A 25,277-nucleotide genomic window follows, 5' to 3' on the forward strand; every position below is an offset into this window, starting at 1 on the left:
CGTAGCGGAGGGAATCGGGGTGCGCCGCATGGAGTGTCACTGCTTGCGGGTAGGACATTCCTAGTGGGAAGGGGCGACACGCGGTTCCGGGCGTCTCACGTTCGCCATCGGCGTACTGATGGTGGGGGTATATGCCTGGCCTGCGGGAACATCGTCTCGCACCATCGGGTTGGAGCTGTTGTCCAGTGTTCGGGGCTGGGAGCCTGGGACAGGTAGTCGGCAGTTGGAATGAGCGGTCCCCGCTTGCGGGACTAAGCTGCGGAAGGACAGGGAGGGGACCGACCCCTTTACTGCCTGACCGCTCTGAGGAGCGATTAACGATGTTCGAGAGGTTCACCGACCGCGCGCGGCGGGTTGTCGTCCTGGCTCAGGAAGAAGCCCGGATGCTCAACCACAACTACATCGGCACCGAGCACATCCTCCTGGGCCTTATCCATGAGGGTGAGGGTGTCGCCGCTAAGGCCCTGGAGAGCCTCGGGATTTCGCTCGAGGCGGTCCGCCAGCAGGTGGAGGAGATCATCGGGCAGGGGCAGCAGGCCCCGTCCGGCCACATCCCCTTCACCCCCCGTGCCAAGAAGGTCCTGGAGCTGTCGCTCCGCGAGGCTCTTCAGCTGGGCCACAACTACATCGGTACGGAGCACATCCTGCTCGGCCTGATCCGCGAGGGCGAGGGCGTCGCCGCCCAGGTCCTCGTGAAGCTGGGCGCCGACCTCAACCGGGTGCGGCAGCAGGTCATCCAGCTGCTCTCCGGATACCAGGGCAAAGAGGCCGCCACAGCGGGCGGTCCTGCCGAGGGCACGCCCTCCACGTCCCTGGTCCTCGACCAGTTCGGCCGGAATCTCACCCAGGCCGCCCGCGAATCCAAGCTCGACCCGGTCATCGGGCGCGAGAAGGAGATCGAGCGGGTCATGCAGGTGCTGTCCCGCCGTACGAAGAACAACCCCGTGCTCATCGGCGAGCCCGGCGTCGGAAAGACGGCGGTCGTCGAGGGGCTGGCCCAGGCCATCGTCAAGGGCGAGGTGCCCGAGACCCTCAAGGACAAGCACCTCTACACCCTCGACCTCGGCGCGCTCGTCGCCGGTTCCCGCTACCGCGGTGACTTCGAGGAGCGGCTGAAGAAGGTCCTGAAGGAGATCCGCACCCGCGGGGACATCATCCTGTTCATCGACGAGCTCCACACCCTGGTGGGTGCGGGTGCCGCCGAGGGCGCGATCGACGCGGCGAGCATCCTGAAGCCGATGCTGGCCCGTGGCGAGCTCCAGACCATCGGTGCGACGACGCTTGACGAGTACCGCAAGCACCTGGAGAAGGACGCGGCCCTGGAGCGCCGCTTCCAGCCCATCCAGGTCGCGGAGCCGTCGCTGCCGCACACGATCGAGATCCTCAAGGGTCTGCGCGACCGTTACGAGGCGCACCACCGCGTGTCCATCACGGACTCCGCCCTGGTCGCCGCCGCGACGCTCGCCGACCGCTACATCTCGGACCGCTTCCTGCCGGACAAGGCGATCGACCTGATCGACGAGGCCGGCTCCCGGATGCGTATCCGCCGTATGACCGCTCCGCCGGACCTCCGCGAGTTCGACGAGAAGATCGCGGGCGTCCGCCGTGACAAGGAGTCGGCCATCGACTCCCAGGACTTCGAGAAGGCGGCGTCTCTCCGTGACAAGGAGAAGCAGCTGCTGGCCGCGAAGACCAAGCGGGAGAAGGAGTGGAAGGCCGGCGACATGGACGTCGTCGCCGAGGTGGACGAGGAGCTGATCGCCGAGGTGCTGGCGACGGCCACGGGCATCCCGGTCTTCAAGCTCACCGAGGAGGAGTCCTCGCGGCTGCTCCGCATGGAGGACGAGCTCCACAAGCGCGTCATCGGCCAGAAGGACGCCATCAAGGCGCTCTCGCAGGCGATCCGCCGTACGCGAGCGGGTCTGAAGGACCCCAAGCGTCCCGGTGGCTCGTTCATCTTCGCCGGCCCGTCCGGTGTCGGTAAGACGGAGCTGTCCAAGACGCTCGCCGAGTTCCTCTTCGGCGACGAGGACGCGCTGATCGCTCTCGACATGTCGGAGTTCAGCGAGAAGCACACGGTCTCGCGTCTCTTCGGCTCTCCCCCCGGATACGTGGGGTACGAGGAGGGCGGCCAGCTCACCGAGAAGGTGCGCAGGAAGCCGTTCTCCGTCGTCCTCTTCGACGAGGTCGAGAAGGCCCACCCCGATATCTTCAACTCCCTGCTCCAGATCCTGGAGGACGGTCGGCTGACCGACTCCCAGGGCCGGGTCGTGGACTTCAAGAACACGGTCATCATCATGACGACCAACCTCGGGACCCGGGACATCTCCAAGGGGTTCAACCTGGGCTTCGCCGCCCAGGGCGACACCAAGACCAACTATGAGCGGATGAAGAACAAGGTCAACGAAGAGCTGAAGCAGCACTTCCGGCCGGAGTTCCTCAACCGCGTCGACGACACGGTGGTCTTCCACCAGCTCACCGAGGAAGACATCATCCAGATCGTCGACCTCATGGTGGACAAGGTGGACGAGCGGCTGAAGGACCGGGACATGGGCCTTGAGCTCAGCGCGAACGCCAAGTCGCTGCTGGCCAAGAAGGGTTACGACCCGGTCCTGGGCGCCCGGCCGCTGCGCCGGACGATCCAGCGCGAGATCGAGGACGTCCTCTCCGAGAAGATCCTCTTCGGCGAGCTGCGCCCCGGTCACATCGTGGTCGTGGACACCGAGGGCGAGGGCGAGGCGAGGAAGTTCACCTTCCGCGGCGAGGAGAAGTCGCCTCTGCCGGACGTCCCTCCGATCGAGCAGGCGGCCGGCGGCGGCCCGAACCTGACGAAGGACGTATGAGGCTCAGGCCCCAGGGCTGAGTGACCGAAGGGGCTGCCCCGGACCGTGTTCTCCACGGTCCGGGGCAGCCCCTTCTGTGCGTGGGGCCGTGCCTCAGCCGCGTACGGTCAGCCGGTGCGTACGGTCAGCCGGTCGCCGAAGGGCTCACCGCCGATGACGGTGGGCGGTACGGCGTGCCGGAGCGGCACGATCTCCACCCGGAGGCCGGGCAGGCTCCGCAGGGGAGTCAGATCCAGCTCGCGGCTCTCCGGTACCTCCGTGGTGATTTCGAGCAGCGAGAGAGAGGGAAAGATCCCGGCCAGGTGTGCCAGTCCCGCATATCCCGACCTGATACGGACTCTGAGATCGCGTACCTGGCGGGTGGGGGCCATGCCCTGGCCGCTGTGGACCAGCCAGGTGCAGGAGCCGAACGACAAAGTGAGGAAGCGGAGCGAGGTCCACTCGGGGAGCGAGGAGAAGTCGATCGGTTTATCGCACTCGATGGTGAGGCTCTCTACATCGGGGTGTGCGGTGGGCAGTTGTTGTGCGAGCGGCGAATCTCCGTAGCTGAGCCGCAGCGACGAGAGTTTCGGCATCTGATGGAGGGGAGAGAGATGCGCGTGCGTGAGCCGGCCCACCTCCATGCGGAGCACTTCGATCCCCGACTCCCGCAGCCCCGAGAGGTCTTTCAGGGCTGAACAGCCGGACAACCCCAGCAAGTTCAGCCGCGGCAGTTCACGGAGGAACGACAGCTCGTCCAGCGTTTTGTTGGAGCGGATGCGCAGCTGCCCGAAGTCAACACCCGGAAGAAATGAGCGGAGTTGTGTTCCGTCGCAACTGCCGGTGAGTCCGAGTGATTCGACGGCGGGCAGTTCGCGAAGGTGCCGCAATTGGTCGGCACCGGTCACGACGAGCATCGTGTCCGCCAACGGCATACACGCCAGGACCTCCCGCGCGTACTCCTCCGCCGGGAATCGGCTCCAGCTCATCGCGAACTGTGATCGCACCGAAGCGCTTTCGTGCAGCGCGTACGGACGCGCGAAGGGAATGGCCTCCGGGCCGCCGATTTCGCAGATGAGACGGGCGACGCGTTCGGCCGTCACCGAATCGAGCCCGGACGGACCGGGAAGGAAGGGCAGTACATAGGGCCCCAATGAGGCAAGTGTTTCCTCCGGCGCCATCGGATGGGGCGGAACAATGCCGCGTACACGCGCGGCGACCTCCTCACCGACCGTTTCGTCGACCACGACGGCGTTGAGGAGACAGCGGGCGGCGAGTACGTACAGCGCCTCGCGCCGCGTACGGTCGGGGGCGGCCTCCCCGGTGGCGAGCAGGCCGCCGATCAGCCCGCGGATCTCGTGGGGGCGGCAGTGGCCGACCGCCAGCAGAATCGTGTCGTGCCACCGCTCGTCATGGGCGTTCTGGAGGAGTTCAACGAGCGATCCGTCCTCGATGAACGCGCGGGCCGCCAGATAGTCCTGGAAGGTGCGGTGGATGAACTGGACTGCCTCGTCGCCGCGTTCCTGGAGCAGACCGCTGCGATTGAGCAGATGCGTGAGTACGGCCGCCGCCGAGCCCTGCGATCTCACCTGTGGCAGTCGCCGCATCGCCACCTCGATCTGGCGTTCCGCGTCCTGGTGCGAGAGCTGCGCCTGGCCGCCCCGTACCAGCCAGACCGCGATGGACTGCAACAGCTCCTGATGCTCGTCGAAGCCCATCGTGATGCCCTCGGGGCTGCTGATCCTGCGCTGGGCGTCCCGGCTGCCCAGGAGCATCGCGAGGGTGGAACGGTACAGCTCCCAGCGCGTGTCCGGGAGGAGGCCGCCTCTGCGGCGGTGCAGGGCGCAGATGACCGCGCAGAGGAGTGGGGTCCGGGCGAGGGCGCTCAGAGCCTCGTTCTGCTCGAACTGTGTCCGCAATTCCGCTTCGAGGCGGTCGAGTTCGCCGCGCTCGGCGGCAGCGCGCTGTTCGTCGGCACACATGTCCCATTCGAGCCGCGCCGCCCTGTGCCAGGCGATGACGAAGGCCTCGATGTCCTTGTCGCACATGGGCAGGAGCTGAAGCTCCTCGAAGCCCTCGGGCCATAACCAGTCCTGCTCGACGGCGAGCGGACGCACCGTGGCGAGACAGCGGGTGCCGGGGTAGAGACTCAGCAGCTCGGTGAGCCACGTACGGGCGTTCTCACGGCCGGATTCCGGCACCTCGTCCACGCCGTCAACCAGGAGCAGGGCGCGACCGGACTCCAGCACACGGCGAGCCCAGCCGCGAGGCGCCTCATCCGCCAGAATCCCCGCCGCGGCGGGGAGCTGGGCCGGTGTCGGAAGGCCGAGGCCGCGGGCGTGCACGGTACGCAGCGGGACGACGAACGGCACCAGCCCGTTGAGAGCCGCGAGTTCGGGGTCGAGCGTGCCGCACGCCGCGTGGGAGGCGAGCCACCAGACGAGGGTGGTCTTGCCCGCGCCCGCCTCGCCGCGCAGCAGCGTACGGGGCCGGTCCGCCAGCAGGTCGTCGATCCGGCGGGGTTGGGCAGGAGCGGATCCGAAAGGGACCCGCGGGTCGGGGACGAGCCCGTCCCGCTGTCCTGCCTCCAGACTCAGATACGCCGTATCCAGGTCCCAGGTGGCTTCGTTGGTGCCCAGTTCGTCGATTCCGAAGATCCGCGTCTTGCGGTAGCGGGCCTTGAGGGCCCTCGCGTACTCGTCCTCGAAGCGCTGATCCCGGGGGTGGAAGTCGGTGACCGACTCGGATCGGAACGAGTCCATCAAGACATCGGTCGCCAGGATCCGGTCCATCGGCACGCCTTCGACACGTACGTGGTTTCGGCCCCGAGGGACCTCCGTGACGAGTCCGAGCAGCACAGGGCCCGCGAAGACCGGCGCACCGGAGAGCCCTTCCAGTGGCGAGGTGCCGTCGTGGCGTTCGGCGGCCGCCGGGTGATCCAGCTCACAGACCAGCGCGCCACGGACGGAGCCGGCGGCGGGGAGGACCGTGGCACGGTACTGGTCCAGGTCCAGGGCGCCGTCGTCCCCGTACCGCTGGATGTCCGGGAAACCCAGAATCTCGCAGTGCGGGAGCGGTGACTCGGTGGCGAGTGCGCCGATCCGGAGCCGGCCGAACGGGGGGAACCATTCCGCGTCGAGGCCGCTGTGGTCGATGTACAGCAGCGCGGTGTCGAGGGCGTCGTCGCGCCACTGGACCTCAGTGGCGATGTGCCCCGCGCGGCTCGGGTGCGCGATCGCTGGTGTCTTCGAGCCGCCGACGACATGTGCGCAGGTCAGTACGAGGTGGGGGGCGAGCAGTACCCCCGTCCCCTGCGCATCGCCCAGTACGGCGACGACTCTGTCGCGGCTCATCGCGCGCTCACCTCGGGCCGCGGCCGAATCCGGCCGTACTGCCCTGGTCCTCGTTGCCGACCTTCCACGGCGCGCCGGTGCGGGCGTCCCGGGGCTTCAGGGTGAACGCGACCCTGTGGGTGCGGCCCGTCGCGCGGCCGGCGTCCGCGCCCGCTTCCACCACCCATGCCTTGACCTTGGCGCCGGCCTTGGCCTCCTTGCGCAGCTCCAGCGTGAATTCCATCTGTATGTCGTCCACCTCGAAGGCCAGGGGCCGGTCCGTGGCGCGGGTGGCGGCGTCGAGGAGCTGGTCGCGTACGGACTCGATGGCGTCGGCGAGTTCGATGCCGTCGAAGTCGTGGCCGTCGGACGAGGCGGTCATGGTGGCGTCCCCCTTGGGCGGGATTCCCGCGGTACGAGGCAGTGGGTACCTGCCGGTGTTCGGCCGGAGTAACCGGGACTTTGGTCCTGAATCGGAAGGCATTCCTACCCAGCGGCCGTGACAAGCAGCACAGGCGTTTCCGACCCTACTAGGGGTCATAGTGGCGACGCCGGGCATCGGCGGGGACGTTCGGCCCTGCCGCGGGCGGGGCTTTCGCCGGATGGCGCCGGCCGCGCCGCGCGCCGGGACCGGCTGGCGGTTCCCTGGCGTTTCACGTGCCATTAAACAGGTTGAAATCGCTGCATAACACACCACTGTGCGGCGTCGGCCGAGGGCGTCAAGAGGCGAACCGCCGTGGGGATCGCTACGACGTAATGCCGTAGATGGGGTGTTTTGGGATGAGGTGGGGGCCGGGTTACCAAGGTGTGGCCAGCCCGGCTCTCGCCTCTTGTGCGCCGGGTCCCTTGATCCCCGGAGGTTTACCCGTATGTCGCCGCGCAAGCTGTCCCGTCTGGCCCGACCGTCCGTCCTTCGTACCCGTGCCGGTGTCCTGGCTGCCGGACTCGGAGTGTCGTTGGCGGCCGGAGCCGGGGCCGCGTTCGCCGCGACCGGTGGTGACGCGGCCACCGGCGCCACTGCGGCCAACGCGACCGTCTCGGCCGTCACGCACCAGGCCGGCGTCCAGGCCAAGGCCGCCTCCAAGGCGGACGACGCCAAGGCGAACGCCAAGAAGGCCGCCTCCTGGACCGACCCGGTCAAGCACTACACGCTCAGCGCCGGCTTCGGTCTCGGCGGCAACATGTGGGCGCACAAGCACTCCGGCCAGGACTTCGCGGTTCCGGTCGGTACGCCGGTCCACGCCGCCCACAGCGGCACCGTCGTCAAGGCCGGCTCGAACGGCGCCGGTGACGGCCCCGCGTACGGCAACGCGATCGTGATCAAGCACAAGGACGGTATGTACTCGCAGTACGCGCACCTGTCCAAGGTCAAGGTGTACGTGGGCGAGAAGGTCAAGACCGACGAGGTGATAGGGCTCTCCGGCAACACCGGCAACACCAGCGGCCCGCACCTGCACTTCGAGATCCGTACGACCCCGAACTACGGCTCGGGTATCAACCCGGTCCCGTTCCTGCGCTCGGAGGGCGTCAAGGTGTGACCCGATGAGCCTGGCTCATCAGCTCGGTGGAGACCTCCAGGATGGCTTTGCGCTTCTCCTCGGGGTCTCCTTCGATGTCTCTGAGGGCGAGCATCCCCGCGTGCATCGTGAAGAGCGCGCTGACGCAGCGGACCCGGTTCTTCATGGAGGCGTCCGGGTCCTGGATCAGATCCAGCATCTCCATCATCCGTCCCTTGAACGTCTCGCCGACGCTGAGCTCGCGGATGGCCGCCTGGTTCTCCTGCATGAAGCGGAAGAGGGGGGCCGCGCTCTGCAGCGCCTCGCTGTAGCGGCGCAGGATCTCCTGCTTGGTCTCCAGGGTGTGCGGCTGCGTACCGCCCCAGGCGATCAGGTCGTCGAGCGGGCGCGTCAGATCCTCGAAGAGGCTGATCAGGATGTCTTCCTTGGTCTTGAAGTGGTAGTACAGCGCCGCCTTCGTGACATCCAGCCGCTCGGCGATCTCCCGTAGTGACGTCTTCTCGTACCCCTGCTCGGCGAAGAGCTCCAGCGCGACGTCCTGGATGCGCTGGCGGGTGTTCCCCCGCCGAGGGTGCTGTGTGCTGCCCATGGGTGCTCTCCCGAGAAATAACTTACTTGACGCCCGGCAAGTAGGGGGTCTACGTTACCCCAGTGTAGTCAACTTGCCGGGCGGCAAGTAAGTACCAGGGGAGTACAGGGGAGTGGGGACGATGAGTCCGACCGGGAAGCAGACGAAGCTGCAGAAGAGCCCAGGAAGTCCAGGGAGCTCGGCAAGCCCAGGAAGTCCGGAAAGCGCGAAGAAGCCCGCGCCACAGCCGCGCAGCGTGCGCGTGGTGCTGCTCGCGCTCATGATCGCGATGCTGCTGGCGATGCTGGACAACATGATCGTCGGTACCGCGATGCCGACCATCGTCGGTGAGCTGGGCGGCCTGGCGCATCTGTCCTGGGTGGTCACCGCGTACACCCTGGCGACCGCCGCCTCCACGCCGATCTGGGGCAAGCTCGGCGACATATATGGCCGCAAGGGCGTCTTCCTCACCTCGATCGTGGTCTTCCTGATCGGATCGGCGCTCAGCGGCATGGCCCAGGACATGGGCCAGCTGATCGGCTTCCGGGCCGTCCAGGGCCTGGGCGCCGGCGGTCTGATGGTCGGCGTCATGGCGATCATCGGCGACCTGATACCGCCCCGGGAGCGTGGCAAGTACCAGGGCATGATGGCCGGCGTCATGGCGCTCGCGATGATCGGCGGACCGCTCGTCGGCGGCACCATCACCGACCACCTCGGCTGGCGCTGGAGCTTCTACATCAATCTGCCGCTCGGCGCGCTGGCGCTCGTGATGATCACGGCCGTCCTGCATCTGCCCGCCAAGGACCGGACGAAGGCCAAGGTCGACTATCTCGGTGCCGCGCTGCTGACCGTCGGCATCACGGCGATCGTGCTGGTCACCACCTGGGGCGGTACGGAGTACGCCTGGAGCTCCGCCATGATCATGGAGCTGATCGCGATCGGCGTGGTCGCCCTCGTCGGCTTCGTCTTCGTGCAGACCAAGGTCCCCGAGCCGATCATGCCGCTGCACATCTTCCGCAACCGCAACTTCTCGCTGATGTCCGTGATCGGATTCCTGACCGGCTTCGTGATGTTCGGCGCGGTGCTCTTCCTCCCGCTCTACCAGCAGGCCGTACAGGGCGCCTCGGCCACCAACTCCGGGCTGCTGCTGCTGCCGATGCTCCTGTCGATGATGGCCGTCTCGCTGATCGCGGGCCGGATCACCACCAGCAGCGGCAAGTACAAGATCTTCCCGATCGTGGGCGGCGCCCTGATGGTCGTCGGCCTGTTCCTGCTGGCGCAGATGGACACCGGCACCTCGCGGCTGACCTCCGGCCTCTACATGGCCGTCCTCGGCGCGGGCATGGGCTTTCTGATGCAGATCACCATGCTCGTCGCGCAGAACAGCGTCGAGATGAAGGACATGGGCGTCGGCTCGTCCACCACCACCCTCTTCCGTACGCTCGGCGGCTCCTTCGGCGCCGCCATCATGGGCGCCCTGTTCACCAGCCGGGTGCAGGACGAGATGGCCGCCCGTGCCGGGGCGGGCGGGGCGGGAGCCACCCAGCAGTCGACCCAGTTGGACGCGGCGAGCCTGGCGAAGCTGCCGGACGTGGTGCGCGAGGCGTATCAGCACGCGGTGTCGACCGGTACGCACGCGGCGTTCACGCTGGGCGCGGCCATCGCGGTGATCGGTTTCGTCGCGGCGTTCTTCGTCAAGGAGGTCCCGCTGCGGGGCGGGGAGCCGAAGCCCGAGTCCGCGCCGGCGTCCAGCCAGGCGGACGACAGGATCACGCAGTCCGTTTGATTCCCTCCGGGATCTCTTCCGGATGATGGGAACGGCCCCCGGCGCATCGGCGCCAGGGGCCGTTGTCAGTGGTACGTGTCAGCATCGAGGTGTGGACAGTCGCCCGCGGGGGCGGGGCAGGCGGCGCCGTTCGCCGCCGACATCACACCTTCGACGAGGGAGCGCCCCATGATCAAGGGTCTTGCCATTTCCACCGTCTGGGTCCTGGACCAGGACCGCGCGAAGGAGTTCTACACCGAGAAGCTGGGCCTGGAGCTGCGTACGGACATGACGCTCGGCGAGGGAGGGATGCGCTGGGTGACGGTCGGCGCGAAGGACCAGCCCGAGGTGGTGCTGACCCTCATGGTGCCGGGCAGCCCGGTGATGGACGAGGAGTCCGCCGCCGCGGTCAGATCGCTCGTCGCCAAGGGCGTGCTGGGCGCGGGTGCGCTGGCCACGGACGACATCCATGGGGACTACGAGAAGCTCAGGGCGCGCGGGGTGGAGTTCGTGCAGCCGCCGCAGGAGCGTCCGTACGGTACGGAGGCGATCCTGCGGGACGACTCCGGCAACTGGTTCTCGTTCACGCAGCCGCGCGAGGACCTCGACCTGGACAAGGAATGGGCCTAGGACCTGTCTTCAAAGTCCCGCCTGCCCGGCGGGCTCAGCCCGGCGGCTTCAGTATCGGGAAACTGCCGGTCGTCGTCGGGGCGTGTTCCGGGAGCCAGAGGACCGCGATCGCGCCGCCCGAGCCGTCCCGGCCCTCGATGCCCTCGGGTGTCGCGTTCCGGAAGGTCAGCCGCGCTCCGAGGACCCGGGCCTGGCCCGCCGCGATGGTCAGGCCCAGCCCGTGGCCGTGGCCCGCGCGGTCGGTCGCGCCCGTACGGAAGCGGCTCGGGCCCTCCTGCAGCAGGGCGTCCGGGAAGCCGGGGCCGTGGTCCCGTACGCGTACCACCCGGCCCTCGACCGTCACCTCGACGGGCGTCCCGCCGTGCTTGGCCGCGTTGGCCAGCAGATTGCCCAGGATGCGTTCGAGCCGACGCGGATCGGTACTGACCCAGGACTCGTGCACCACCTTGATCTTGATCGCGGGGTCCAGCACCCCCACCCGCCGCTCGACGAACTCGGCGAGAGCGATCTCCTGGAGTTCCGCGCGCTCCGAGGCGCTGTCGAGCCGCGCGACCTCCAGTACGTCCTCGACCAGCGTGCGCATGGCCTGGGCCCGGTCCCGTACCAGCTCCGTGGGGCGGCCCGGCGGCAGCAGTTCGGCGGCGGTCAGCAGCCCGGTCACCGGCGTACGCAGTTCGTGGGCGATATCCGCGGTGACCCGGCGCTCGGCCTCTATGCGCTCGTTCAGCGCGTCGGTCAGCGCGTCCACCGCGCGGGCCAGCTCGTCCGTCTCGTCCCGTACGACGCCGCCGACGGCGTCCCCGACGCGCACCTCCGTAATGCCCTGCGCGACCCGCCCCGCCGCCGCGGCGGCCCTGCGCAGACGCCGCGAGAGCTGCCCGCCGATCAGCACACCCAGGGCGCAGCCCCCGAAGACCACCGCGACCGAACCGATGATCAGCGACCGGTCCAGATCCTTCATGATCGTCGTGGAGTCGGCGAACGTGCTGTGCAGCGAGAGCACCGCGCCGTTGCTCAGCGGGACGGCCGCCCACACATCGGGCACACCGCTCGCGGTCTGCTGCACATGGGTCGCGCGCCGGCCCTCGTTCATCTTCGCGCGCAGGTCGTGCGGGAGCGCCGGGTCGTTGAGCTTCGTGCCGAGCTTGGGCTCCTTCGTGGACTCGTACATCCGCTCCGCGTAGAGCAGCCGCTCCATCTGCACCTCGCGCGAGTTGTCGAGCATCGAGACCCGCGCCGAGTTGTGCACCACCAGACTCAGCGCCACCGCGACCAGCGCGCCGACCGCCGCGATCGCGATGCTGATCTTCCACCGGACTCCGGTGCGCAGGGTCGGCCGTTTCATGCCTTGAGCTTGTATCCGAAGCCGCGGACCGTGTCGATCCGGTCCTGACCGATCTTGGTGCGCAGCCGCTGGACATGGACGTCCACCACCCGGGTGTCACCGCCCCAGCCGTAGTCCCAGACCCGCTCAAGCAGTTTGTCGCGGGAGAGCACGGTCCCGGGAGCGGACGAGAACTCCAGCAGCAGCCGCATCTCGGTCGGCGTCAGCGCCACCGGCGCGCCTGCCCTGCGTACCTCCATGCCCTCCGTGTCGATCTCCACATCGCCGAAGGTCAGCACCCCGTTCTCAGCGGGCTCGCCCGGTCCGCCGGCCTCCCGGGCGGGCCCGCCCGCGTGCCCGAAGCGGCGCAGTACGGCGCGGATCCTGGCGACCAGCACCGCGCCGTCGAAGGGCTTGGTCACGTAGTCGTCGGCGCCGGCCTCCAGCCCGAGCACCACATCGATCGAGTCGGCGCGCGCGGACAGCATGATCACGGGCACGGTCGACTCGTCACGGATACGCCGGCACAGGCTGACCCCGTCCAGACCCGGCACCATCACATCGAGCAGCGCGATGTCAGGACGGTCCGCGCGGAACGCGTCGAGGCCGGCGAGTCCGTCCGGCCTGGCGGTGACCACGAAGCCGTCGCGCTCCAGCGCCAGCTGGGTCGCTTCGCGGATGACATCGTCGTCCTCGACGAACAGGACATGGGTCTCGGGCATCCTGTGGATCTCAGCTCTCAGTCGTGGCTCGTCACAGTGGGCGCGGGTACGGCCCCTTCGCCGTTGCCCACCGCTCTGCTGTAGTCGTTGCGCACCCGGTAGCGCTCGCTGAACTTGGTGTCGGCCCAGCTGTACGTCACGACGTCCTCGCCGGACGGAAAGGACAGCGGATCGCCCTTCGCGTACACCTGCTGGGTGACGACCAGCTCACCGCGGTCGATCGTGGCATAGACGGCGGGCTCCTCCGTCGCGAAGACGTTCTGGTACCCCTCGTTCCGCTCGCGGTACACATACGTCCCGACGCCCACCGAGTCGCCGCACGTCATCACGTTGATCACCAGATCGGGTGCGGTACCGCCGGTCAGGTTCCCGTACGACGTGTCCACCGGGTACGCGTCCTCGCCGCACGGTTTGAGGTCGGCCTTGACCCGCGGGCTGACCGCGGGGTCCTTCCGGAGCAGCGCCACCGCGTCGACGGTTCTGGCGGGGGCCGGCGCGGACGCCCTGGGGGGAGTGGGCGCGCCGGGCTCCACGGGGGAGGTCACGGCCGCGCCCTCGTCCCTGGTCCCCGTACCGCCGGTCGAACAGCCGGATATGAGCAGACCGACGGCGGCGAACGCCGACAGTGCCGTACCCACGGCGAAGGGTCCGCCCCCCGGCCGCCCCGGGTCTCTCAGGCCGCGCACCTCTCCCGCCCCCGCTCCTCATGACCGCCGAGGCCGCCGCGTGTGCCGCGAGCGCCCCGACCGTCACGCCTGTCGCTCCCGTCGCGCCTGCCGCGACGGAGATCCGACCGCTCCGGCGCGTGGACATCCGGGTCCTGGCTGGCCAGTTCCCGGCTCTCCAGTTCCTGACGGAGCCGGGCCAGCGCGCGGTGCAGTGTGCTCTTTACGGTACCCGCCGACATGCCGAGCGCCGCAGCCGTCTCCTCCGTGCTCATCTGCTCCCAGTGCCGCAGCACCACCACGCTGCGCTGCTTGGGCGCGAGGACCCCCAGGATGTCCATCAGTAGCGCGCGGTCGGCACGCTGCTCGGTGCCGTCGTCGATGCTCGCGTCGGGCAGTTGCTCGGTGGGGACCTCTTCGAGCTTGCGGGCGCGCCACCACTCCGTACGCGTGTTGATCATGACGCGGCGCAGATAGGCGTCGGCGAGGGACTTGTCGGCGATGCCGTCCCAGCGCCCGTACGTACGGGCCAGCGCGGTCTGGAGCAGGTCCTGCGCGTCGACGGGGTCGGGCACGAGGCGCCGGGCGCTCCGCAGCAGGGCCTCCTGCCGGTTACGTACGTACTCCTCGAATCCGAGTACCTCTCCCTGCGCCATGCCAACCGCCTCCGACCCCGTGACCATCCATGCCGTTCGCTTACGGCACCGAAATTACGGAGCGCTTGTCACGAGGCTGTGCGTGACAGCCGTCGGCGGACGCACGGCTGTCCATCGGTTGTGTAACGGCCGCCGGGGCGACCGCCGGGGCGACCGCTGTGACGCGGCGCGCGGTCGGCGCGGCGTCAGCGCGGTTCGGCCCGGCTCTGCGGCAGTCGGTAGACCCCGTTCTCCATCGGCTCGACCAGCCCGTCGGAGACCAGCCCGTCCAGCGCCCTGGCCCGCTGCACCGGCTCGTCCCAGACCGCGTCCAGAACCCCCTGGGGCACCGGCGCGACCGCCTCGCGCAGGACGGCGAGGAGCTTGCCCCGCACCTGACGGTCCGTGCCCGCGTACGTCTGACCGCGCCGCGTGGGGCCCTCGTACGGCGGTTTCCCGGCCAGCCGCCAGGCGCACCGGTCGGAGATCGGGCAACGTACGCAACCCTCGTTCTTCGCCGTGCAGATGAGCGCGCCCAGCTCCATGGACGACGCCGCCCAGCGCGCCGCGGTCGGGGCGTCCTCGGGCAGCAGCGCGCGGGCCAGCTTGCGTTCGGCGGCGGTGGTCGCGTTCGGCGGGTACTGGACACCGGCCACGGCGCGCGCGAAGACGCGGCGCACGTTCGTGTCGAGCACCGCGTGCCGCTGTCCGTACGCGAACGAGGCCACGGCGGCGGCCGTGTACTCACCGATCCCGGGCAGCGAGAGCAACTGCGCGTGCTCGCGCGGTACATCGCCTCCGTGCCGCTCCGTTATCGCCTGCGCGGCGCCGTGCAGACGCAGCGCACGGCGTGGATAGCCGAGCCGGCCCCAGGCGCGGACCGCCTCGCCGGGGGCCTCGGCGGCCAGATCGGCGGGGCGCGGCCAGCGGCTGAGCCACTGCTCGTACACGGGGAGCACCCGGTTCACCGGGGTCTGCTGGAGCATGAACTCGCTGACCATCACCCCCCAGGCGCCCGCTTCGGGGCGGCGCCAGGGCAGATCGCGCGCGTTCGAGTCGAACCACGCGATGACGGGGGTGTGGAGGGCGGCCGGATCGACGGCGGTCGGAGAGGACGCGGAGTGCGCGGAGGTAGCAGTCATGGCAGTTCCGATCCTGGCATGTCCCGGGCCGTGGAGGGCGCGGCAGGCCGGGCGGGGCGGAGGTGTCACGCGCCCGGTCCCGCGCACGCCCCACGTTCGCCCCGCCCGCCGGTCCCTCATGGCCCCCGGGTCCCACACGTCCGCCGGGTCCCTCACGACCCGCTGGTCACGCCACTCTGCGGTCACGCCCGCTCGGTCACACCCGCTCGCTCACACCGGTCACGCCCGCGTTGTCGGCCGTGCGTGCCCGCCCCGCCCCGGCGAGCAGGAGGGCCAGACTCGACCCGCTCGTCCGCATCGTCCCGACCAGCGTGCTCACCGGCCGGGCGGCCGCCAGGACCACGAGCGTCGACACCACGCCGCCGAACACCAGCCCCACCGCCACGTCGTGCGGATAGTGGACCCCGACGAAGACCCGGGAGAACGCCATCAGCAGCGCCATCGGGACGGTGAGACAGGCGAGCACAGGACGGGCGATGGCCAGTGCGATCGCCGCCGCTCCGGCGATCGTGGCGTGGTTGCTGGGGAAGGACCAGTCGCCCACCGGCGGACAGGGGATGAGCGAGGCCCCGGCTTCGGCGACCGCCCGGCACGGCCTCTCCTCGGTCAGCGCCGACTTGGTCAGCTCACTGCACACATACGCGACGGCGGTCGCGAGCGGAGCGAGGACCGCCACGGCCACGGCGCGTGAGCCGGCCGGTCGCGCGGACCACCAGACCGTTATGAAGAGCACGCCGAACAGCAGCAGTCCGGCCTCGGTCCAGAGCTCCGCCAGGTGTTGGAACCAGGAAGGGGTGGTACGGGCGAAGTCGGTGATATCGCGATAGAGATCGCTCGTTGCGCTGCTGTTCATGGGAAGAACGTACAGAGATCACGGGGAGTTCCCCTCTCCCGATGGCCGGGGTGTACCCCTGATGAAAGGAGAAGCCCTGGTCACCGGGGCTCGCTGCGGGATGATGATCCGTAAAACTTGCGAGACGGGCGGCATGGGGGGCGGGAGTTGGCGCGGATCTCTCGTACAGTTTGCGCCGTGGGATCTTTGCGCAATCCGGTCGGGCCGCTTCCCTCCACCATCTACTGGCGACGGAGGGCAGTAGCGGCGACGCTGATCGCGCTGCTCGCGTTGCTCGTCGTATGGGTCGTCACATCCCGTGGGGGTGACGGCAAGAACAGCGGGGACACAGCGGACGGCGCCAATCCCGCGACGTCCATCACCCCGGGCCCCTCCGGTTCCGGGCCGGCCATCAGTGAACAGCCGGGCGGACGCGACGAGTCGGGCTCGACCGGCGGGACCGGTGGCGGCGAGGGCGGTACGGACGCCGGCGCCGACGGCGGCAAGAACGGCGACACCGACACCGGCGGCGCCGGCGGGGCCGGTTCCGGCGGTACGGACGACGCGGCGGAGACCGGCGGCGCCAGTGGCGGCGGTACGGCGGGCAGCGGGGGCGGAAGCACCAGCACCGGCCGGCAGGTACCGGCCGGCTCGGGACTGCCCAACTGCCCCCCGAGCGCCCTCTCTCTGCGCCTCACCGCGACGAAGGTCGCGTACGCGCCCGGCGAGAAGCCCGCGTTCCGGCTGATCGCCACGAACACCTCGGACACCGCCTGCAAGGCCGACTTCGGACCGAAGGCCGTGGTGCTGACGATCACCAACGCGGACGATGTCGACGTCTGGTCGTCCAAGGACTGCCCGAAGACCGGCGCGGTGCTCTACGAGGTCCCGGCGGGCGGGACGATCACTCGCACGATCGAGTGGGACCGCGAGCGGAGCGCGCCGCAGTGCGCCACGCCGCCCGCGGGGGCGGTGGACCCCGGAACGTATCTGGTGGAGGCCAAGACCTCGGGCGCCTCGGTGAAGCAGGGCCAGGCGTCCATCCGCCTGGAGAAGGACTGATACCGGTCCTGCATACCGGTCCTGCATACCGGTCCGCACAGGCGCATACGGCGGCGCCCCGACCCTCTCCCGGGTCGGAGCGCCGCCGTCGTTCACGTACGCCGCCGCGGACGGCGCTATACGTATCGCTCCAGGATCGAGGACTCCGCCAGCCGCGACAGCCCCTCGCGCACGCTGCGGGCCCGCGCCTCGCCGACTCCGTCCACCGTCTGCAGATCGTCGACGCTCGCCGCCAGCAGCTTCTGGAGCCCGCCGAAGTGCTCGACGAGCCGCTCGATGATGGCGCCCGGCAGCCGCGGCACCTTGGCCAGCAGCCGGTAACCACGCGGCGAGACCGCGGAGTCGAGGGTCTCGGGCGCACCGCTGTAGCCCAGCGCCCTTGCCACGATGGGCAGTTCCAGCAGCTCGGGATGGCTCAGCGAGTCCAGTTCGCCGAGCGCCTCGTCGACCGTACGGGAGCGCTTCGCGGTCGGCTCGGGGACGTAGTCCCGTGCGACCAGGTCCCGTTCCGGCTCCACGCCCGCGATCAACTCGTCCAGTTGGAGCGAGAGAAGCCGGCCGTCGGTGCCCAGCTCGACCACGTACTCGGCGATCTCCGTGGCGATCCTGCGCACCATCTCAAGACGCTGGGCGACGGCCGTCACGTCCCGGACCGTCACCAGGTCCTCGATCTCCAGCGCGGAGAGCGTGCCCGCGACCTCGTCCAGCCGGAGCTTGTAGCGCTCCAGGGTCGCCAGCGCCTGGTTCGCCCGCGACAGGATCGCCGCCGACTCCTCCAGGACCCGGCGCTCCCCGTTCACGTACAGCGCGATCAGCCGCATCGACTGCGACACGGAGACGACCGGGAAGCCGCACTGTTTGGACACGCGGTCCGCCGTGCGGTGCCGCGTGCCCGTCTCCTCCGTGGGGATGGACGACTCCGGGACCAGCTGGACGCCGGCCCGCAGGATCTTGGTCATGTCTTTGTCCAGGATGAGCGCGCCGTCGAGTTTGCACAGCTCGCGCAGGCGGGTCGCGGTGAACTCCACGTCCAGCACGAAACCGCCCGTGCACATCGACTCGACGGTCTTGTCCATGCCCAGGACGATCAGACCTCCGGTGTTACCGCGCAGGATCCGCTCCAGGCCGTCGCGCAGCGCCATGCCCGGCGCTACCGCGCTCAGGGAGGCGCGCATCAGCGCTTCGTTGCCGGAGCCCGCGCCGGACTTTCCGGGCGCTGATGCCCGGTCGTTGGCTGCCACTGCACTCCTCCGGCTCGTACGGATGGGCGAGACCAGGGCAAAGTCTACCGGCGAGCGTTGTCTTCCCGTGGGGCGTCCGCACGACCGCGGCGCGGCAGCACCCTGAGAGCATCACCCATGTCAGCGACTTCTGTGACCTTCATACCGGCCGGGATCTTCCCCGGATCGGTGGGAACAAGCGCCTGCGTGAAGCCGAGACGGTGGGCCTCGGCCAGCCGGCGCTGGACGCCCGTAACCCGTCTGACCTCGCCCGCGAGCCCGACTTCCCCGATCGCGACCAGGTTCTTCGGCAGGGGGGTGTCGCTGGCCGCGGACGCCAGCGCGAGGGCGATCGCCAGGTCGGCGGCGGGCTCGGTGAGCTTCACCCCGCCGACCGTCGCGCTGTAGATGTCGCGCTTGCCGAGCGCGCTGATCCGGCCGCGCTGCTCCAGCACGGCGAGCATCATCGAGACCCGGGAGGTCTCCAGACCGGAGGTGGTGCGCCGGGGTGAGGGGATCTGCGAGTCGACCGTCAGCGCCTGCACCTCGGCGACGAGCGGCCGGCGCCCCTCCAGCGTGACGGTCAGGCAGGTGCCGGGAACGGGCTCGTCGCGCCGGGTGAGGAACAGCCCGGACGGGTCGGCGAGACCGGTGATCCCCTCGTCGTGCAGCTCGAAGCAGCCGACCTCGTCGGTCGTCCCGTAGCGGTTCTTGATCCCCCGGACGAGCCTCAGCCTGGCGTGCCGGTCGCCCTCGAACGACAGCACGACGTCCACAAGATGTTCGAGCAGCCGCGGTCCCGCGATCGCGCCGTCCTTGGTGACATGCCCCACCAGGAGCGTGGACATGGCGCGCTCCTTGGAGGCCCGGATGAGCGCGCCCGCGACCTCACGGACCTGGGCCATACCGCCGGGCGCGCCATCGATCTCCGGCGAGGCCACGGTCTGGACGGAGTCCAGGATCAGCAGCGACGGCTTGACCGCGTCGAGGTGACCGAGGACCGCGGAGAGATCCGTCTCCGCGGCCAGATAGAGGTGGTCGTCGATCGCCTTGATCCGGTCGGCGCGCAGCCGTACCTGGCTGGTGGACTCCTCGCCCGTCACATAGAGCGTGCGGTGCTCGTCGCTCGCCGACTTCGCCGCGACATCGAGCAGCAGCGTCGACTTGCCCACGCCCGGCTCGCCCGCGACCAGCACGACCGCGCCCGGCACCAGCCCGCCGCCGAGCACCCGGTCCAGCTCGTCCACGCCGGTGGAGCGCGCGGTGGCCGTACGGGCGTCGACCTGGCCGATCGGCAGCGCGGCCGTGGAGACCCGGCCCGCCGCGGTGGTCCGTACGGCGGGCGCGCCGTACTCCTCGACCGTGCCCCACGCCTGGCATTCGGGGCAGCGGCCGAGCCACTTGGCGGTCGTCCAACCGCACTCGGTGCAGCGGTAGGACGGCCTGTCCTTGGCGGTTTTCGTACGGGCAGCCATGGCGTCACCGTATAGGGGCGCACTGACAGCGCCGACCAGGGAGAGGGGCCGGCCGGGGAGTGAGACGGGAGGAAGGGGAACGAGGAGGGACAAGGGGGTGGAGAACTCGTCGGAACGGGCGATTCCTGTCCCCTTTTGAGGGATACCTTCACCCGTAAGGATTAATTGTGCTCAAGGGGTGTGAAGGGTGTGGGTCTCTCTGTCTAACGTCGCCGGGTGATGAGCAGCAGCCCCGACACCTCCACGCACACCACCGGCGCACACCGCGCGCCCCGTCGTGCGCCCCATCCGGTGCCGCGCCGCCGGGCCGCGCGTTACGAGCCGTATCTCGACGGTCTGTTCACCTACTGCCTCTCCGTGCTGTGCGACCACGACGTCGCGACCGAAGTGCTCGGCGAGGTGCTGTCCATCTCCGAGCGGCAGTACGGCCGTTGCCCCTCGGATGCCGGGGAGCGCAAGGCCTGGCTGTACGCCCTCGCCCGCTGGTCCTGTCTGCGCAGACTCACCGAGCAGCGCCGCAGTCGGCTGGGGGCGCATTCGGGCCAGCGCGAGCCGGAACCGGCACCGACGGAGGAGCTCGCGCCGGAGAACGCCGAGCGCCGACGGCGTGAACTCGCTCTGTTGGCCTGGCCGGAAGCCGCCGGTACGACGCCCGAGCAGCGCGAGATCCTGGAGCTGGCCGTACGCCACCAGCTGGGCCCGGCAGAGGTCGCCGCCGTGCTGTCCATGGAGCCGGCGGCGGCCCGTGAGCTGCTCTCCTCCGCCGCCTGCGAGGTGGAGCGCACCCGCGCCGCGCTCGCCGTCGTCGACACCGGCGGCTGCCCGTCCGTCGCCCGGCTCACCGGCGACCATCAGGTGCTGCTCTCCGCGGCGCTCCGGCGCGAACTGGTCCGGCATGTCGACGACTGCCCGCGCTGCCGTCGCGCCGCCGAGCGGGCCGAGGCGGCCGGACCGTGGCCGGGGTCGCGCCCCTCCTCCCTCTCGAAGCTCTCGGACGGGGCCGCCGCGCGGTCCGCCTCGTCCCCGGCCCCGGACGGCACGCGGTCCGCCCGGCCCGCCGTGCTGCCGCTCATCGAGGCGCCGAGGCAGGCCACGTACACGGCGATGGGCCGGACTCCCCGGGCGCGGGCCGCGGCTCCGCGCTTCGGCCGCAACGGCTTCCCCATGGACCCCAAGGACCGCGCGGCCCGCCGGGACCGGTTGTGGGCGCGTGCCGTGACCACCACCGTCGTGGCGGCCGTCGTCGCCGCTCCCGTGCTCGCCCTCTGGGCGGCGTACTCCGGCGCGCCGGAGACGGCGGACGGCCGCGACGGCTCGTCGGTCAGCGCCGGCGCGGCCGAGGGCCCGGCCGAAGCGGACGAGAGGCCGCGCGAGCCCTACGAGCGCGAGCACTACGAGATCGCGGGCAGCGCCCAGGACGGCTCGGGCTCCGGGCACGGATCGGGCGGCCACGGATCGGGCGGGGAGGGCACCGCACCCGGCGTCTCGGTCGAGGTCATCAGCGACGGCCTGCCCGTCCCGCCGGCCCTCCCGGGGCAACCGGCCCTCGGCAGACTCTCGGTCGAGGCGCAGCCCCACGGCGACACGACGATGATCACGCTCAGGGCGTCCGGCGGCGCGCCGGTCTCCTGGACGGCGGCGACCAAGGCCCCCTGGCTCCGGCTGAGCCGCCACTACGGCACGCTCGCGCCCGGCGAATCGTTCACCGTCCAAGTCTTCGTGAACCACCGGCGCGAGCCGTCCGGACCATGGAGCGCGCGGGTGGCGATCTATCCGGTGGGATCCGTGGTGAAGATCTACGGCTACGGCTCCAGACCGCCGTCCTCAGGTCACCCGGGCCGGTCGGGGCACCCCGCACACCCCGCGCTCCCCGGACATCCGGGACATCCCGCGGATCCCGGCCCCGGCGGGCCGACGCCGCCGGGCTCTTCCGACTCCGGCCCGTTCCAGCCGTCCGGCCCCGATCCCGACCCGGGGCCCGGGCCGGGTCAGAGATCCTCGGATCCGACCGGTGCGTCCCATCCCGGTACCGGGGGTCCCGGTGCCAGGGGTCCCGTCCCCGGCGATCCGCAGCCGACCGACCCGTCTCCGTACCCCTCGGACCCGGACCCCACGAACCCGGCCTGATCCAAACGAGAGGCCCTAGGCCCCGTCCGGATGCCGGGCCGGGTCCGCCGGATGCGGTGCCACCAGCGGAAGCTCGCTCGCCAGGCGCTGCTCGCACAGCTCGGCCAGCCGGTCGTAGCCCTCCTTGCCCATCAGCTCGGTCAGCTCGGGCCGGTACGTCCTGTACACCGGCTCGCCCGCGCCGTGCGCCGAGGTCGCCGAGGTGCACCACCAGTGCAGATCGTGGCCGCCCGGCCCCCAGCCGCGCCGGTCGTACTCACCGATGGACACCTGGAGCACGCGCGTGTCGTCGGGCCGCTCGATCCAGTCGTACGTCCGCCGGACCGGCAGCTGCCAGCAGACGTCCGGCTTCGTTTCCAGCGGCTCGCGGCCCTCACTCAGGGCCAGGATGTGCAGCGAGCACCCGGCGCCGCCCGCGAAGCCGGGACGGTTCTGGAAGATGCAGGAGCCGTCCCAGCGGCGTGTCTGGCGCTCGCCGTCGTCGTCCGTCTGCGTCCAGCCGGTGGTCGTGCCCTCCTCGTGGAACTGCCAGAGGTCCGGCGTGAGCCGTGCCACATGACCGGCGACGCGCTTCTCGTCGTCCTCGTCGGAGAAGTGCGCGCCCAGCGTGCAGCAGCCGTCGTCGGCGCGGCCCGCCTGGATGCCCTGGCAGCCGCTGCCGAAGACGCAGTTCCACCGCGAGGTGAGCCAGGTCAGATCGCAGCGGAAGACCTGCTCGTCGTCGGCGGGATCGGGGAATTCGGCCCAGGCACGGGCGAAGTCCAGCCCCTTCTCGTCCGGGACGTCCCGAGCGTTCCGGGGCGTGCGCGAGGAGGTGCTCGCGGCCTCCTCCTGCTGGTACTGCTTCTTCGGGCCCTGAGCTTTGCCCGGCTTCGCCTTTTTCGTCTTTGGCACAGGTCCAGCGTATGCGCGCGGTCGCAGTAGCGTTCCGTTCATGAGACTCGGAGTCCTCGACGTCGGTTCGAACACCGTTCACCTGCTCGCGGTGGACGCCCACCGCGGCGCCCGTCCGCTGCCCGCGCACTCGTACAAGGCGGAGTTGCGGCTCGCCGAACTCCTCGACGAGGACGGAGCGATCGGGCCCGAAGGTGTCGACCGGCTCGTCTCGACCATCGCCGACGCGCTCCAGGCCGCCGAGGACAAGGGCTGCGAGGACGTCCTGCCGTTCGCGACCTCCGCCGTGCGCGAGGCCAGCAACGCCGAGCAGGTCCTCGGGCGTGTCAAAACCGAGACCGGCGTCGATCTGGAGGTCCTCACGGGCGAGGAGGAGGCCCGGCTCACCTTCCTCGCCGCCCGCCGCTGGTTCGGCTGGTCGGCCGGGAAACTGCTCGTCCTGGACATCGGCGGCGGCTCGCTGGAGATCGGGTACGGAATCGACGAGGAGCCGGACGCCGCCGTGTCCCTGCCCCTGGGCGCGGGCCGGCTGACCGCGGGCTGGCTGCACGGCGACCCGCCCGGCCCCGACGACGTGAGGGCGCTGCGCCGCCACGTACGGGCGCGGATCGCCCGTACGGTCGGGGAGTTCTCGCGGTTCGGCAGCCCCGACCATGTGGTGGCGACCTCCAAGACCTTCCGGCAGCTGGCCCGGCTCGCCGGGGCCGCGCGCTCCGCCGAGGGCCTGTACGTGCAGCGCGAACTGAGTCGTTCGTCACTGGAGGAGTGGGTGCCCAAGCTGGCCACGATGAGCGCGCTCCAGCGCGCCGGGCTCCCCGGTGTCTCCGACGGCCGTTCGTCGCAGCTGCTGGCGGGAGCGCTGGTCGCGGAGGGCGCGATGGACCTGTTCGGGGTCGAGAGTGTGGAGATCTGCCCCTGGGCGCTGCGCGAGGGCATCATCCTGCGGCGGCTCGATCAACTCCCGACCACGTAGAGGGTGCCCGTACGCTGTCTCCGTGGCAGAACCTGTGGTGCGCATCCCGGATGCGAAGGTCGCGCTCTCGACGGCTTCGGTCTATCCGGAGTCCACGGCGACGGCTTTCGAGATCGCCGCACGCCTGGGGTACGACGGTGTCGAGGTCATGGTCTGGACCGATCCCGTCAGCCAGGACATCGAGGCGCTGCGCCGGCTCTCCGACTATCACGGGGTGCCCGTACTCGCCGTACACGCGCCCTGTCTGCTCATCACCCAGCGGGTGTGGTCCACCGATCCGTGGGTGAAGCTCCAGCGGGCGCGGGCGGCGGCCGAGAAGCTCGGCGCCTCCACCGTGGTCGTGCATCCGCCGTTCCGCTGGCAGCGGCAGTACGCGCGTGACTTCGTCACCGGAATATGGCGGATGGCGGACGAGACGGATGTACGGTTCGCCGTCGAGAACATGTACCCGTGGCGCTACCGCGACCGGGAGATGCTCGCCTACGCGCCCGACTGGGACGTGACCAAGTACGACTACCGGCACTTCACCGTCGATCTCTCGCACACCGCGACCGCCCGCACCGACGCCATGGCCATGATCGGCCGGATGGGCGACCGGCTGGGGCATGTCCATCTCGCGGACGGCAACGGGTCGGCCAAGGACGAGCATCTGGTGCCCGGCCGGGGCACGCAGCCGTGCGCCGAGCTGCTGGCGGGGCTGGCGGGCAGCGGATTCGACGGGCAGGTCGTGATCGAGGTGAACACGCGGCGCGCGATGTCCGCCGCGGAGCGTGAGGCCGATCTGGCGGAGGCGCTGGCGTTCGCCCGGCTGCATCTCGCCTCGTCGGCCCCTTCGCCCGCGCCGTCCCCGGCGACACGGGCGAAGCCGTCCTCGGCGACGCGGCCGGAGTCTTCTTCGGCGCGCTCGCCCCGTAGCGGCTCCTCGGGAGCGCGCCCGTCATGAACGGCACGGCTCCGCGCCGCCGCGGCCGCCCCGCCCGCAAGGCGGCCGACACCGGCCCCAGCGCCCAGCAGAAGATCCTCGACGCCGCCCGTACGGAGTTCGCCGAGCGCGGGTACGACAAGACCTCCATCCGGGGCATCGCCAAGGCTGCGGGGGTCGACCCGGCGCTCGTCCACCACTACTTCGGTACGAAGGACGAGGTCTTCGAGGCGGCCATCGAGGTCTCCTTCGAACCGGCCCTGTTGGTGCCCACGCTGCTGGCCGGCGGAACGGACGGCATCGGGGAGCGGCTCGCCCGCTACTTCATCGGCGTCTGGGAGAACCCGGTGACCCGGGCCCCGCTGCTGGCGATGATCCGCTCCGCGCTGACGCACGAGGCGGCGGCGAAGGTGCTGCGTACGTTCGTCCTGCGGCGGCTGCTGGAGCGCGTCGCGGAGGATCTCGACGTACCGAACCCGACGTTCCGCGCCGAGCTGGCCGCGTCGCACATGATCGGGATCGCCTTCCTCCGCTATGTGATCAAGGCGGAGCCGCTGGCCTCGGCGGACACCGAGGAGATCATCACGATGGTGGCGCCCACGATTCAGCGCTATCTCACCGAAGCCTGACCCAAGGCCGACCGAAAGCTG

21 protein-coding genes are annotated in these 25,277 nt (G+C 70.2%); 9 read left to right on the forward strand and 12 right to left on the reverse strand.

What is annotated here, in order from left to right; genetic code table 11:
• Nucleotides 1–320: 320 nt before the first annotated feature.
• Nucleotides 321–2,843, forward strand: a complete 2,523-nt coding sequence (locus tag ACIRQP_RS04375; protein ID WP_403883170.1) for an ATP-dependent Clp protease ATP-binding subunit — start codon at nt 321–323, stop codon at nt 2,841–2,843.
• A gap of 107 nt (nt 2,844–2,950) precedes the next feature.
• On the opposite strand, the gene ACIRQP_RS04380 is transcribed toward ACIRQP_RS04375, so the two are convergent.
• Both ACIRQP_RS04380 and ACIRQP_RS04385 read right to left on the reverse strand, forming a co-directional pair.
• Entirely contained in the window at nt 2,951–6,175 is a 3,225-nt protein-coding gene (locus ACIRQP_RS04380) for an NACHT domain-containing protein (protein WP_403883173.1), read from the reverse strand.
• 7 nt (nt 6,176–6,182) lie between these two features.
• The gene (locus ACIRQP_RS04385; protein WP_403883176.1) at nt 6,183–6,536 is read right to left on the reverse strand and encodes a trypco2 family protein; all 354 of its coding nucleotides are present in this window, start codon (nt 6,534–6,536) and stop codon (nt 6,183–6,185) included.
• A 487-nt stretch (nt 6,537–7,023) separates the two neighbouring features.
• Between ACIRQP_RS04385 and ACIRQP_RS04390 the strand changes: the two genes are divergently transcribed.
• Nucleotides 7,024–7,692 (forward strand): M23 family metallopeptidase, encoded by a 669-nt coding sequence (locus tag ACIRQP_RS04390; protein ID WP_403883179.1) that lies wholly within the window; start codon nt 7,024–7,026, stop codon nt 7,690–7,692.
• Here the strand turns inward: ACIRQP_RS04390 and ACIRQP_RS04395 are convergent.
• Nucleotides 7,682–8,260 (reverse strand): TetR/AcrR family transcriptional regulator, encoded by a 579-nt coding sequence (locus ACIRQP_RS04395; RefSeq protein WP_403883181.1) that lies wholly within the window; start codon nt 8,258–8,260, stop codon nt 7,682–7,684. The two genes, ACIRQP_RS04390 and ACIRQP_RS04395, sit on opposite strands and share 11 nt — an antisense overlap.
• 121 nt (nt 8,261–8,381) lie before the next feature.
• Between ACIRQP_RS04395 and ACIRQP_RS04400 the strand changes: the two genes are divergently transcribed.
• Together ACIRQP_RS04400 and ACIRQP_RS04405 are read left to right on the forward strand one after the other, a co-directional pair.
• Complete coding sequence (locus ACIRQP_RS04400; protein ID WP_403883184.1) at nt 8,382–10,025, forward strand: MDR family MFS transporter; 1,644 nt, start codon at nt 8,382–8,384, stop codon at nt 10,023–10,025.
• A gap of 168 nt (nt 10,026–10,193) precedes the next feature.
• Nucleotides 10,194–10,634, forward strand: coding sequence for a VOC family protein (locus ACIRQP_RS04405; RefSeq protein ID WP_403883187.1), 441 nt, complete (start codon nt 10,194–10,196; stop codon nt 10,632–10,634).
• Between the two features lie 34 nt (nt 10,635–10,668).
• Here the strand turns inward: ACIRQP_RS04405 and cseC are convergent, their stop codons facing one another.
• The 6 genes from cseC to ACIRQP_RS04435 form a co-directional block, all read right to left on the reverse strand.
• On the reverse strand, nt 10,669–11,979 hold the full coding sequence (gene cseC / locus ACIRQP_RS04410) for a two-component system sensor histidine kinase CseC (protein ID WP_403883190.1): 1,311 nt from the start codon (nt 11,977–11,979) through the stop codon (nt 10,669–10,671).
• Nucleotides 11,976–12,680: a two-component system response regulator CseB gene (gene cseB / locus ACIRQP_RS04415; RefSeq protein ID WP_403883193.1), complete on the reverse strand. Its 705-nt coding sequence runs from the start codon at nt 12,678–12,680 to the stop codon at nt 11,976–11,978. The genes cseC and cseB overlap by 4 nt, the downstream gene beginning before the upstream one ends.
• 17 nt (nt 12,681–12,697) lie before the next feature.
• Nucleotides 12,698–13,318 carry a hypothetical protein gene (locus ACIRQP_RS04420; protein WP_403883196.1) on the reverse strand — a complete coding sequence of 207 codons (621 nt, stop codon included), beginning with the start codon at nt 13,316–13,318 and terminating at the stop codon, nt 12,698–12,700.
• A gap of 35 nt (nt 13,319–13,353) precedes the next feature.
• On the reverse strand, nt 13,354–14,001 hold the full coding sequence (locus ACIRQP_RS04425; protein ID WP_403883198.1) for a SigE family RNA polymerase sigma factor: 648 nt from the start codon (nt 13,999–14,001) through the stop codon (nt 13,354–13,356).
• A 185-nt stretch (nt 14,002–14,186) separates the two neighbouring features.
• Nucleotides 14,187–15,122 carry an A/G-specific adenine glycosylase gene (locus tag ACIRQP_RS04430; protein WP_403883201.1) on the reverse strand — a complete coding sequence of 312 codons (936 nt, stop codon included), beginning with the start codon at nt 15,120–15,122 and terminating at the stop codon, nt 14,187–14,189.
• 196 nt (nt 15,123–15,318) lie between these two features.
• The gene (locus tag ACIRQP_RS04435) at nt 15,319–15,975 is read right to left on the reverse strand and encodes a phosphatase PAP2 family protein (RefSeq protein ID WP_403883204.1); all 657 of its coding nucleotides are present in this window, start codon (nt 15,973–15,975) and stop codon (nt 15,319–15,321) included.
• Nucleotides 15,976–16,152: 177 nt separating this feature from the next.
• Between ACIRQP_RS04435 and ACIRQP_RS04440 the strand changes: the two genes are divergently transcribed.
• Nucleotides 16,153–17,016: a hypothetical protein gene (locus ACIRQP_RS04440; RefSeq protein WP_403883207.1), complete on the forward strand. Its 864-nt coding sequence runs from the start codon at nt 16,153–16,155 to the stop codon at nt 17,014–17,016.
• A gap of 116 nt (nt 17,017–17,132) precedes the next feature.
• Here the strand turns inward: ACIRQP_RS04440 and disA are convergent, their stop codons facing one another.
• Nucleotides 17,133–18,257: a DNA integrity scanning diadenylate cyclase DisA gene (disA, locus tag ACIRQP_RS04445; protein ID WP_403883210.1), complete on the reverse strand. Its 1,125-nt coding sequence runs from the start codon at nt 18,255–18,257 to the stop codon at nt 17,133–17,135.
• 44 nt (nt 18,258–18,301) lie between these two features.
• Nucleotides 18,302–19,711, reverse strand: coding sequence for a DNA repair protein RadA (radA, locus tag ACIRQP_RS04450; RefSeq protein WP_403883213.1), 1,410 nt, complete (start codon nt 19,709–19,711; stop codon nt 18,302–18,304).
• Nucleotides 19,712–19,930: 219 nt separating this feature from the next.
• Between radA and ACIRQP_RS04455 the strand changes: the two genes are divergently transcribed.
• The gene (locus ACIRQP_RS04455) at nt 19,931–21,838 is read left to right on the forward strand and encodes a hypothetical protein (RefSeq protein WP_403883216.1); all 1,908 of its coding nucleotides are present in this window, start codon (nt 19,931–19,933) and stop codon (nt 21,836–21,838) included.
• 15 nt (nt 21,839–21,853) lie between these two features.
• On the opposite strand, the gene ACIRQP_RS04460 is transcribed toward ACIRQP_RS04455, so the two are convergent.
• Nucleotides 21,854–22,732, reverse strand: a complete 879-nt coding sequence (locus ACIRQP_RS04460) for a hypothetical protein (RefSeq protein ID WP_403883219.1) — start codon at nt 22,730–22,732, stop codon at nt 21,854–21,856.
• 40 nt (nt 22,733–22,772) lie between these two features.
• On the opposite strand from ACIRQP_RS04460, the gene ACIRQP_RS04465 reads away from it, so the two are divergent.
• Genes ACIRQP_RS04465 through ACIRQP_RS04475 form a run of 3 tightly spaced genes read left to right on the forward strand, consistent with a single transcriptional unit; the run spans nt 22,773 to nt 25,256 of the window.
• Nucleotides 22,773–23,705, forward strand: coding sequence for a Ppx/GppA family phosphatase (locus tag ACIRQP_RS04465; RefSeq protein ID WP_403883222.1), 933 nt, complete (start codon nt 22,773–22,775; stop codon nt 23,703–23,705).
• 22 nt (nt 23,706–23,727) lie between these two features.
• Entirely contained in the window at nt 23,728–24,648 is a 921-nt protein-coding gene (locus ACIRQP_RS04470) for a sugar phosphate isomerase/epimerase family protein (RefSeq protein WP_403883225.1), read from the forward strand.
• Nucleotides 24,645–25,256: a TetR family transcriptional regulator gene (locus tag ACIRQP_RS04475; protein WP_403883228.1), complete on the forward strand. Its 612-nt coding sequence runs from the start codon at nt 24,645–24,647 to the stop codon at nt 25,254–25,256. Before ACIRQP_RS04470 ends, ACIRQP_RS04475 begins: the two co-directional genes overlap by 4 nt.
• Nucleotides 25,257–25,277 lie beyond the last annotated feature (21 nt).

It is taken from the genome of Streptomyces sp. NPDC102274 (assembly GCF_044766385.1).
In the GTDB taxonomy this organism is placed as follows: Bacteria; Actinomycetota; Actinomycetes; order Streptomycetales; family Streptomycetaceae; genus Streptomyces.